We start from the raw sequence: 11,045 nt of genomic DNA, 5'->3' as shown, positions 1-11,045 counted from the left end.
AGACGTCTCGGATCACCGGGCCCCGGTGACAAGACGAGCCCGGCCGGCCGGAGCTCGAGGATCTCCTCCGCGGTGGTCGTGTGCGGAAGCACCCACGTGTCGCACCCGTGCCGCCGCAGGTTTTCGAGGATGCCCCACTTCAGTCCGCAGTCGAGCACGGCCATCCGCGGGCCGGGCCCCGGGTGATGCTGGCGCTCGCGGATGGACACCTCCCCGACGAGATCGAGCGTCCCGATCTCCGGCAGGCCGCGCGCGCGATCGATCAAGTCGGCGTCGGGGATCTCTTCGGTCGAGATCACGCCACGCTGCAGGCCCTGGGTCCGAAGGTGCCTCACCAGCCGCCGCGTGTCTACGCCACCGATCCCCACCACCTTCCAGTGGGCCAGGAACGCGGCGAGCGAGCTTTCCGATCTCCAATGATGCGGCCGGTGCGCCGCCTCGCTGACGATGAACCCGGAGACGTGCGGCTGGTAAGACTCCCACGCCTCACTACTGATCCCGTAGTTGCCGATCAGCGGGTAGGCCATCGTGACGACCTGACCGCGGTAGGATGGATCGGAAAGCACCTCCTGGTATCCGGTCATCGCCGTCGTGAACACGACCTCTCCCCCGGTCCATCCCGGCGCCCCGATGGACCGGCCGACGAGCATCAGACCGTCTTCCAGAGCCACCCTGGCCCGCACGCCACCCTCCCCGAACCGCCGTTATGCATAATTATACTCAATCGTCTCATAAAAATGCAAATGTCTTCCCGGCCCGTTGGGCAGATGGATGCGGAGGTGGTGCCCCGTATGGGCGTGCGAAAGGGGAGCCCGGCGGGCTCCCCGCGGCCTATCAAAGAGGTCCGATAATGCTCCGCCGTCCACGCACCATCGATCCCTCCCGGAGATCGTTAATGGTCCGCTTCTGACCTCTTATTGTAGAGGGTTGGATGAGAATTGCAAGCGCAGGGCCGGCCCGATCGTCACGCTCCGGCTTTCGATTGTCGGGTACGGCGGAACACCGCCCAGACGACACCCGCGAGTGCGCCAACCGGGAGCAGCGTGCTCGCCAGCACGAGCACGCGCTCGGCGGCGGCGAAGATCTGCTGCACCGTCGCCAGGAACGCCCCCTGCATCTTCGCGAGCGTCCCGTCGAAGTCCCAGAGGCCGGCGTGGCCTTTCTTGGGGTGCTCGGAGAGGACCACGGTGATGCTCGCCATTTCGACATTGTGCGCGAGATACCGCAGGCGACCCGTGATCTGCTCGATCTGGCCCCGCACCCGCGACAACTCCTGCTCGACCGCCAGCAGGTCGGGGACCTTGGTCGCCCGGTCCATGAAGGTCAGCAGTTGTTGTTCGTGCCGCTCCAGGTTGCGCTGCCGGGCCTGGAGATCCACGTATTCTTCCGTCACATCCTGCGCGCTGATCTGCCGCTGGCGCACCGTGCCCATCGTCTCCACGTCCTTGATGGCGGCGGCGAATCGGCCGGCGGGCACGCGAAGGGTGAACTCCCCCCGGGGGCGGCCGTCGTCCTCGCCGTACGAGGAATCCGCGATGAACCCGCCGGCCCCTTCGGCGATGTCGAGCAGCCGCCGAGCGCCCGCGTCATACCGGTCCACTTCCACCGTCAGCCGGGCGGTGCGAATCACGCTCCTCATGAACGCATCCGGTGATGTGACGGCCGCAGGAGGACTATTCGGCTGGGACACCGCCGCCCGGTTGGCGGCGCTCGGCCTTCCGGCGGCGTCCTTTGACGCCTCGAGCAGCGAGACGGTGGACGTCGATTGCCCAGTCTCCCGTCGCTCGCCGAGGCGGGGAAGCTGTGGCCCCAGGAGGTTCACCGCGAACACGCCGATCACCACGACGGCCACCGCGGCGGCAATCGGACGCCACGTGGTCGCGAGGCGAGGCCATCGGAGGTTCGGAAGATGCCCCAGGCGTCCGTGGGCCGGCGGGATCCCGCCGTGTTCGACGCGCGCGCGGATCACCGCCCGGAGCTCTTCGGGGGCGGTGACCGGCGGGACCGAGTGGAGCAGTCCCACGACCCCTTGCAGGGCGGCCAGGTCTCCCCGGCATGCCGCGCAGGTCTCGAGGTGCCGGCCGATGCGCTCCCGCTCCTCCACACTCACCCGGCCATCGATGTAGGAAGACAACAACTCGCTCACGTGACCAGATGTCATGATGCGTTCCCTCCAGCATACGCGCGAGAATCCACCGGGGCGAGGTCGGCCAGCGCGGCCTTGAGCGCTTCCCGGCCTCGGGCCAGCCGTGATCGGACGGTTCCCAGGGGGATCTCCGCGATCGCGGCGATCTCCTCGTAGCTCCACCCTTGGATGTCTCTCAAGACGACGACCGCCCGCTGCTCGAGCGGCAACGCGGCGATGGCTAGGAGGATTCGCCCCCGGGCCTCGACGCGTTCCGCTCGATCGCCGAGAGGATCGACGGCGGCCGCGGCCGCCTCGACAGGCTGGGAGCCCGCCGGCGGACGGCGCCGGACGGCATCATAGGCGGCGTTGACCGCAATCCGGTGCAGCCAGGTCGAGAACGCCGCGTCGCCGCGAAACGTCCCAAGCGCCAGGTAGGCTTTGACAAACGCCTCCTGAGCTGCGTCCTGCGCATCGGCGTGGTGGCCCGTGATCCGGTATGCCAAGTCATAGACGCGGTCTTGATACTTTTCGACCAGGAGGTCGAAGGCGCGGGTATCGCCACCGCGGCTCTGGGCGATCAGCAGGTCCTCACCGGTCACGCTTCACCTCCGTTCTGACGGTTAGACGGAGGGGTCGAGAAAAAGTTCCCGGAGCGCTCAAGACCACAGCACGCCATTCCCCGGAGGCCAGGAGGTCGGTCCGCTCGAGACCGGCCGCGGCGGCGGCCTCGAGGACCGCGCCCAGGCGATCCTCCACGATCCCGGACCCAACGAACACCCCGTGCGGCGCGATCCTCCCCCGAACTTCCTGAAGCAGCTCGATGACGGCGTCCGCGATGATATTGGCGACGACCAGATCACATCGGGCCGGGACCGATCCCACTCCCGCCCCTTGGGTCACGCGGACGATGTGCGCGACGCGGTTTGCCCGGACGTTCGCGCGCGCGACCGAGACCGCGATCGGATCGACATCGCGGGCCCACACCTGTCCGGCGCCCAAGCGGGCCGCCGCGATCGCGAGGATCCCCGATCCGGTCCCGACATCGACCACGGTCGGGCGGCCTTGGGTCGATCGGAGATAGCGAAGGAGCGCGCGGAGGCAGAGGCGCGTGCTCGCGTGCGCCCCGCTCCCGAACGCCATGCCGGGGTCGATCCGGATGACGATCTGGCCGGGACGCGCAGGCACGCGGATGCGGGTCGGCGCCACAACCAAGTGGCCCAGCCGCAGAGGCCGCGCGGTGGCCCTCCAAGCGCGCGCCCACCCCCGGGCCGCCACGACCCGGCTGGTCACAGATGCCGGCCCCGGATCGAGACCGCAGTTCGCTAAATCGCGGACGCGGGCCCGCAGCGATCGGACCAGGCGCGACCCCGCACGGGACGGAAGCAGATAGCCACGGAGGCGGACGGCGTTACCGGAGAGTCGATCCTCCGCCACGCCGGCGACCCCGAGGCTCCACAGCATGGCGCCGACCGCCTCGACGGCGGACGGTGAGGTGACCACCCGAACTTCTGCCCACGTGCGGCCGGCCCGTTGGCCGGCAGACTTGGGTCGGGCGGCGGCGTCCCGGCGGACGCTCAAGAAACGCTTGGGCGAAACTTCCCGAGCAGCGTCTTCTTTGGCGGGTGAACCTGCTCCCCGCGAAGCTTTCCGAACTGCAGCAACAGCCGTTCCTGCTCTTTCGTCAGCTCCTTGGGGATGACGACCTGAACGTGCACGATGAGATCACCACGGCCGTCTCGGAGGCTCGGCATGCCCTTGCCCCGGAGCGTCATCGTGCTCCCGGGCTGGAATCCCGGCGTGACGATCAGGGACGCGGACCCGTCAAGGGTCGGCACCTCGACTTGATCTCCCAAGGCGGCCTGCACCATCGTGATCTGAACTTCGCAGTGCAGGTCGTGACCGCGTCGCGCGAACACGAGGTGCGTCGCGATCGCCACGTCCACGTACAGGTCGCCCCGCTCTCCCCCCCGCATTCCCGCCTCGCCTTCGCCCGAAAGCCTGAGACGCGTCCCGTCTTCCACGCCGGCGGGCACCTTCACGGAGATCTCCCGGTTGGCGTTGGCGCGTCCGGCTCCGCGGCACTCCCCGCAGGGGTGGCGGACCACCTTCGTTCGCCCTCCACACTGCGGACAGGTCGTGATCTGTGCGAATGAGCCAAACGCGGTGCGGCGGCTGTACCGCACTTGCCCGGCGCCGTGACAGGTGGGGCACGTCTCGGGGGCGCTTCCCTTTTCCGCGCCGGTGCCGAAGCAGACCGGGCAGGTTTCCTCGCGCGTCACGTGGATGAGTTTGTCGGCGCCGTGCGCCGCCTCTTCCAGGGTGACTTCGAGGGTGATGCGGAGGTCGCTTCCCCGCTCGGGACCCGGCTCGCCGCCCGTGGCGCGCTCGCGCCCGAAGAACATGTCGAAGATATCTTCGAACGGGCCGGCCCCGAAGGGGCCGAACCCGCCCGCATCGCGCATCGTGGATCCGGTGCGGCCCGTCCGGTCGTACAACGCGCGCCGCTCCGGGTCCGACAGCACCTGATACGCTTCGTTGATGTCCTTGAAACGTTCATCCGCCCGCGGGTCTTGGTTCACATCGGGGTGGTGCTCCCGAGCCAGCTGTCGAAACGCGCGCTTGATCTCCTCAGGGGTCGCCGAGCGCGAAATGCCCAGGGTCTCGTAGAGGTCGCGGCGGGGCATCGGGCGCAGACGCTACGATTGTCCCAGCGCTTCGCCGAGGCTATCGGCCAGGAACGACACCAGGCTGACGACCTTGCTGTAGCGCATACGAGTGGGCCCGATGATCCCGATCACACCGGCGGGCCGTTCTTCACGAAAGTAGGCTGCGGTGATCACGCTGCAGTCCCTCATCTCTTCCCGGGCGTTCTCCCGGCCGATCGTGATCCGGACTCGGTCCCCCACGGGGCCCGGACGGAGAATCTCCACGACGACATCCTCCTGCTCGAGCGCGGAGAGGACCGGTTGGGCGCGGCGGACGTCTTGGAATTCCGGCTGCTTGAGGATGTTCGCCGTTCCGTCGGTCACCACGCGCGCCGACGCGTGGAGCCGCTGGTCGCGGACGAGGCGTTCCACCTCGGTCACGACCCGCTGATAGAGCGCGGCATCCCCGATCGCCGCGTCGAGCTTGCCCTCGGTGAGATCTCGCAGCGGTTGACCGACGATCCGGCGGGTAATCGCCTGGGACAAACGGTCCAGGTCGTCAGGAGAAAGCGACTCGGGAAACTCCGCAGTCTTCCCCTCAAACACGCCGTCGTCGGTCACGACGACCACCAGCGCGCGCTGGGGCGAGAGCGGTATGAGATGCAGGTGCCGGATGCGCTGCTCGGACGCGTTCAGGGGAGCGACGACCGCCGCGAAGTTCGTGACCGAGGCCAGGGCTCTCGCCGCCTGCTGGATCGTCCGCTCCGGCTCCGCCATGGAGAGCGTCCGCCGGATCTGGGTCCGCTCCGCCGGCCCCACTTGCTCCTCCTGGAGCATCGAATCGACATAGATCCTGTACGCCTGTTCGGTGGGGACGCGCCCGGCTGAGGTATGCGGGTGCCGGAGGAACCCCATCTCCTCGAGGGCCGCCATCTCATTCCGCACGGTCGCGGAGCTAATCCCGAGCCGGTGCCGCGTCGAGACCGCCTCGCTCCCGACTGGCTCAGCCGACATGATATAGTCGTCGATGATCAGCTTCAAAATGCCGCGTTTCCGGGCGTCGAGATCGTCCACCATCGCGGTCCTCAGATTAGCACTCCCATCAGGGGAGTGCTAGCGCTGCTCGCGTTCAGGGTACCATCCACTTAAGATCAGTGTCAAGAAAAGACCCATCTCGGCTCCTCACGCCTCCCCGCGGCCCCGACCAGCGAACGACCGCAGGAGCGCCATCTCACGAACGCCTAATATCGTGCACGCCCCCAGGTAGGCGACCCCTCCAGCCACAAGGGCCGCGATCAGCTGCGCCGCCGCCCCGGCGAATCGGGTGGGGTCGACGATGCCTCCTACTGCCCTTAATGTACCCAGGGAGACCGCGGCCAGGACGCCACCCGCAATGGCCGTGCGGAGCGCCGTGGCCGCCACGGCGCGCCCCTCTACGCCGCCGATCCGCCGGCGCAACACCCCGAGGAGCCACCCGACGTTCGCAATCGCCACCAAGGAGGTGGCCAGCGCGATCCCCGTGTGGCCAAGCCACTGCATGAGAACCAGGTCGAGGAGGGCGTTGAGCGCGATCATGTACAGCCCGATCCGCACGGGGGTGCGCGTATCGTGTAAGGCGTAGAAGGTCCGCGTGACAATGTAGTAGGCGGCGTAGGGAACGCTCCCGACCGCGAACCCGACGAGCGCAAGCGCCACGGCGTGGGTCGCCTCTGGAGCGAACGCGCCCCGCTGGAACACGACCCGGACGAGGGGCTCGCTCAACGCCAGCATGGCGGCCATCACGGGCACCATCGTGAACAGGACCCCCCGAAGCCCCAGCGATGTCGTCTCGCGCAACCGCCCCGGGCCCTCCGCCGCCTGGCGGGCCATCGTTGGAAACAGGGCGGTCGCCAGTGACAGCGCGAAGATGCCCACGGGCGCCTGGTTGATGGTAAACGCGTAATCGAGCACGGCGACATAATCCACGGCCGGGCGGGGAGGGAGAAACGACGCGAAGAACCGGGCGACGTTGGAGTTGATCTCGATCACCGCCAAGCCCAGCATCGCGGGGATCGCGAGCCGGCCCATCTCACGGATCGCCGGATGACCTAGATCCAGCGCGGTTCCCCACCGCAGCCCGGCCTTCCAGGCGGCGGGCAGCTGCACGAGGAACTGCGCGGCCCACCCGAGGAGGAAGCTGACCGCGACCCCGAGGATGCCGAGGGGCCTGCCGAGTACCGCGACGCCGATGATGATCACCACGTTGAAGACCAGCGGCGCAAGCGCCGGGACCGCGAACTGCCGGTGCGCGTTGAGAAACCCCGTCACGAACCCGGACAGCGCGAGAAACGCCATGGACACGAACATGACCCGCGTGAGGTCGATCGCCGTCCTCAACACCTGGGGATTCGTGCTCAGGTATCCGGGCGCAGCGATCGGGACAAGGACGGGAGCGGCCACGACCCCCAGCGCGGTCAGACCGAGTCCAATGATCCACACCAAGTTCCAGGTGCTGGTGACGACCCGCCGCGTCTCCTCCGGGTCGCCCCGCGTCAGGACGTCGGTGATCGCCGGGATAAACACGACGCTGAGGATGCCGCCTAGAAACAAGCGCTGCGCAAAAAATGGGATGGAGTACGCGATGACGAACGCGGACCGTGCGGACGTCGCGCCGAAGAACGCGGCGATGAAGACATCCCGGATCAAGCCGAGCGCGCGGCTGCCGACGGTGCTGACGGCGATGATGCCGGCCGCCCGAGCGAGCCGTCCGGAGACTTGTGCCCGATGGTTCGTGGCCGGCTCGGCCCCGGTCGACATTTGCCCGCCATTATAACACACGCTTGCGCGGCGGCCGGCGGGAGGGACCTCGTGTTGTTTCTGGGCCCGAGCCTATGCTACAATGGGCCTCGCGTCTTTCGATCCGAGCTCACGTCATGGAGGTGCCGGTTTGGCCAAGCGTTCGAAATCCGGCCTGAAGCGAAAACGCCAGGCCGTGAAGCGGACGGCCCGCAACCAGTCGGTCCGCTCCACGATCAAGACCCTGGTCAAGCAGGCTCGCCTGGCGTCCGCGGTGACCTCGGCGGAAGTGCGGGCGGCGATCCATGAGATCGACACGGCGGCCCGCAAAGGGATCATCCACCCCAACGCCGCGGCGCGGAGCAAGTCCCGCCTCATTCGTCACCTGGCCCACCACACCACCGCAACGCCGGCCTGAGGCCGCCCCGCTTCAGACGCAGAGCCCCACGATCAGCGTCTCCAGGGCGAGGCGGGGAGGCTTCGTCCCGGTCTTGATCTCCGTGTCGGCCTCCACGAGCATTCCCAACACCCGCGCGACGTCCATACGGCCGAACGCCGCCACCTGGGCGCGGTACCGTTCGTAGAGGAACGCACGGGTTCCGAGGGCATCCCGGATGGCGTCTTGCGGGGGCCGGCGGCCGGGCGCCGGGTTCCGCTCTTGAAGCGCCTTGGTCCGGAGCAGCATCCGGATCTGGTCGCCCAGCATGAACAAGACTTTCACCGGCGGTTCCTCCGCGAGCACAACCTGGAGCAGCCTGAGGGCCCGCTCGGTCTGGCGGAGTCCTAACGCATCCATCAACTCGAAGACGGTGGACTCGGCCACGTGACTGGCCACCTCGCGCACGTCGGCTTCATTGATGGTACGCCGTGTCCCCACGTACGACACCAACTTGTCGACCTCGGTCCCGAGTTCGCGCAGCGCGCCTCCCACCAGCATGACCAGCACGTCCACCGCCTCTGGGGTGATCGCCTTGCCTGCCGTCTCCACCCGAGCCCGGATCCACGGGGGGAGCTCCCGCGGGTCCAACCGCCGGCACGGGATGATCCTGGCAATCCGCTGGAGGAGAGTGGACAACCGGCGCCGTTTGTCCAGCTTCTCGGCGAGCACGATGAGCGTCGAGGGCGGCGGTCCCTGCTCAAGATAACCGGCAAGCGCGTCCTGGTCGTGCGGCCGTAGAGCTTCTCCTCGACGGAGCACCACCACACGGCGGGTCCCGAAGAACGGGAGCGTTTGGCACCGGGTCAGGATCTCCGCCAACGGCGTCTCGGTAGCGTCGACGTTGTCGAGATTGAGATCCCGCTCCGACGCCGGCAGCAGGTCGTGAAGGAGCTTCCCAAGCATCTCCTCCGCGAGCCACTCCTCTTCGCCGAGCAAGACGTACACCATGGGAGCCGGCCGGACGTTCCCGCGGGGAGGTTCGGGGGGGGTCACCGACCGGCCTCCCTATTCTGTGACACGGACGATATGGACCCTAGGCAACATCGAGTGGGTGAAGATGCGGAGGAACGGTCCATGCCACGGAGCCTCATGTCAATCGGGAGCCTGAGCATCATCCTCTCACTGCTCATGTCGTCCGCCGTCCAAGGTGTAGTGCTCCTACCCGTCGGAATCTTCGAGATTGTGCCGGGGGACTCCTCAGTCACGTTTTCGGTCCCCGACAATCGCGGAGGCTTCACAGGACGGACCACCAAGATCACCGGCCGGATCGTGGTCGAGCCGCGACGAGACGGGGAGGAATACGTCGCTCGGGTTGACGCGATGATCGACACGTCCTCGATCACCACGGGCGATGGAACGCGGGATGCCGGCATGCGGTCCACGTATCTTTCGACCGGCCAGTTCCCGTCCATGACTTTTAAGGGAACCGTGAGCGCCCAACCCGGCCTCGCCGTCCGGCCCTTTGCCGCAACGGTCCACGGCCAACTCACGATCCGCGACGTGACGCGTGACGTGGAGTTTCCGACGATGGTCACCGCGCTGGCCCGCGAGTTCCTCGCGGATGCCGAGACGACCGTCCGCATGGCCGATTATGGGATTCCCTATCCCCGGGCGTTCATCTTCGTCGCGAGAGACCCCGTCACGGTCACGCTCCACATTCGGGCCCGCCAGCCCTGAACGGTCCGCCTCGGGCGCGCGACGCGGCCTCCTCCACAACCCGGTCGACGAAGCCCGCGAGAGAGCTGACCCCCTCGTCTCCCTTGGCCCGGCTGCGGACCGCGACGGCCTGCTGCTGCTCCTCGCGGTCTCCGACGACGAGCATGTACGGCACTTTCATCAACTGCGCTTCGCGGATCTTGTGTCCGGTTCGCTCGCTGCTGCCGTCGATCTGCACACGAATGCCGCGCCCCTGGAGGACGTCCGCGACCCGGCGGCCGTACCCGAGGTGGCGGTCCGCGATCGGGAGGATCCGTACCTGCTCGGGCGCCAGCCAGAGCGGAAACGCCCCGGCGTAAATCTCAATCAGGAACGCCATCATCCGTTCAAGGGTGCTGATCACGCCCCGATGGATCATCACCGGCCGGCGCGGATGGCTGTCCTCGGCGATATATTCGAGTCCAAACCGCTCCGGCAGATAGAAATCGATCTGCACCGTCGAGATCGTTTCATCCTTTCCCATGACGTTGGGCACCTGGACGTCCAGCTTAGGGCCATAGAACGACGCCTCCCCTTTTGCCTCCACAAACTCCAAACCGAGCGCCCGCATCGCGTCGCGCAGCGTGTCCTCCGCGAGGTCCCACATCGCGTCGTTCCCCACGAACTTCGCCCGGTCGTGGGGGTCCCGCATCGAGAGGCGGTACCAGTAGGTCTGGAACCCGAGATCCCGGTAGACGCGCTGGATCAGCCGCACGACGGCGGTGAACTCGTCCCTGAGCTGGTCCGGCCGGCAGAAGATGTGCGCGTCATTGAGGGTCATCCCGCGGACGCGCGCCAGGCCCGACAGCACCCCGGATCGCTCGTACCGGTACATGTTTCCCAGCTCCGCGATCCGCACCGGGAGGTCCCGGTAGCTGTGCTGCCCGTGTTTGTAAATCATGATGTGGTGCGGGCAGTTCATGGGGCGCAGGATCAACTCTTCGTTGTCCACCTTCATCGGCGGGTACATGTTCTCACGGTAGTGGTCCCAATGTCCGCTGATCTTGTACAATTCGACGCTCGCCAGGTCCGGAGTCTTGACGTGCTGGTACCCGAGTCCCTCCTCGAGGTCGATGATGTACCGCTCCAGGACGCGCCGCACCGTCGCCCCTCGAGGGAGCCACAGCGGGAGACCGGCCCCCACCTCCTCCACGGAGGCGAACAGCTGCAGCTCCCGGCCCAGCTTGCGGTGGTCGCGCTGCTTGGCCTCCTCCAGGCGGGCGAGATAGGCCTCGAGCGCCTCCTTCGTGGGGAAGGAGATCCCGTAGATCCGCTGGAGCATCTCGCGGTGCTCGTCGCCGCGCCAGTACGCCCCCGAGGTGCTCAAGAGCTTGATCGCCTTGATCCGCCCGGTGGACGGCAG

At 67.4% G+C, this 11,045-nt stretch carries 11 protein-coding genes; 2 read left to right on the top strand and 9 right to left on the bottom strand.

Annotation, left to right across the window (positions count from 1 at the left end; translation table 11 throughout):
• The 7 genes from VFP86_04500 to murJ form a co-directional block, all read right to left on the bottom strand.
• The coding region (locus tag VFP86_04500) for a carbamoyl phosphate synthase small subunit (protein ID HET8998885.1) at window positions 1-683 on the bottom strand (683 nt) is incomplete at its 3' end.
• A 281-nt stretch (window positions 684-964) separates the two neighbouring features.
• On the bottom strand, window positions 965-2,161 hold the full coding sequence (locus VFP86_04495; GenBank protein HET8998884.1) for a DUF4349 domain-containing protein: 1,197 nt from the start codon (window positions 2,159-2,161) through the stop codon (window positions 965-967).
• On the bottom strand, window positions 2,158-2,727 hold the full coding sequence (locus VFP86_04490) for a sigma-70 family RNA polymerase sigma factor (GenBank protein ID HET8998883.1): 570 nt from the start codon (window positions 2,725-2,727) through the stop codon (window positions 2,158-2,160). Before VFP86_04490 ends, VFP86_04495 begins: the two co-directional genes overlap by 4 nt.
• The gene (locus tag VFP86_04485; GenBank protein ID HET8998882.1) at window positions 2,717-3,706 is read right to left on the bottom strand and encodes a 50S ribosomal protein L11 methyltransferase; all 990 of its coding nucleotides are present in this window, start codon (window positions 3,704-3,706) and stop codon (window positions 2,717-2,719) included. The genes VFP86_04490 and VFP86_04485 overlap by 11 nt, the downstream gene beginning before the upstream one ends.
• On the bottom strand, window positions 3,703-4,812 hold the full coding sequence (gene dnaJ, locus VFP86_04480) for a molecular chaperone DnaJ (GenBank protein ID HET8998881.1): 1,110 nt from the start codon (window positions 4,810-4,812) through the stop codon (window positions 3,703-3,705). Before dnaJ ends, VFP86_04485 begins: the two co-directional genes overlap by 4 nt.
• A 12-nt stretch (window positions 4,813-4,824) precedes the next feature.
• On the bottom strand, window positions 4,825-5,850 hold the full coding sequence (gene hrcA / locus VFP86_04475; GenBank protein HET8998880.1) for a heat-inducible transcriptional repressor HrcA: 1,026 nt from the start codon (window positions 5,848-5,850) through the stop codon (window positions 4,825-4,827).
• A gap of 105 nt (window positions 5,851-5,955) precedes the next feature.
• Complete coding sequence (gene murJ / locus VFP86_04470) at window positions 5,956-7,569, bottom strand: murein biosynthesis integral membrane protein MurJ (protein HET8998879.1); 1,614 nt, start codon at window positions 7,567-7,569, stop codon at window positions 5,956-5,958.
• A gap of 130 nt (window positions 7,570-7,699) precedes the next feature.
• Here murJ and rpsT point away from each other — a divergent pair, with 130 nt between their 5' ends.
• Window positions 7,700-7,966 carry a 30S ribosomal protein S20 gene (gene rpsT, locus VFP86_04465; GenBank protein ID HET8998878.1) on the top strand — a complete coding sequence of 89 codons (267 nt, stop codon included), beginning with the start codon at window positions 7,700-7,702 and terminating at the stop codon, window positions 7,964-7,966.
• 12 nt (window positions 7,967-7,978) lie between these two features.
• On the opposite strand, the gene holA is transcribed toward rpsT, so the two are convergent.
• Complete coding sequence (holA, locus tag VFP86_04460) at window positions 7,979-8,980, bottom strand: DNA polymerase III subunit delta (GenBank protein ID HET8998877.1); 1,002 nt, start codon at window positions 8,978-8,980, stop codon at window positions 7,979-7,981.
• An 81-nt stretch (window positions 8,981-9,061) separates the two neighbouring features.
• Between holA and VFP86_04455 the strand changes: the two genes are divergently transcribed.
• On the top strand, window positions 9,062-9,664 hold the full coding sequence (locus VFP86_04455) for a YceI family protein (GenBank protein HET8998876.1): 603 nt from the start codon (window positions 9,062-9,064) through the stop codon (window positions 9,662-9,664).
• On the opposite strand, the gene thrS is transcribed toward VFP86_04455, so the two are convergent.
• On the bottom strand, window positions 9,633-11,045 hold a 1,413-nt coding region (gene thrS, locus VFP86_04450), incomplete at its 5' end, for a threonine--tRNA ligase (GenBank protein HET8998875.1). The two genes, VFP86_04455 and thrS, sit on opposite strands and share 32 nt — an antisense overlap.

Source organism: bacterium (assembly GCA_035703895.1).
Taxonomy (GTDB): Bacteria; Sysuimicrobiota; Sysuimicrobiia; order Sysuimicrobiales; family Segetimicrobiaceae; genus Segetimicrobium.
This window is presented reverse-complemented; position numbering and strand designations above follow the sequence as displayed.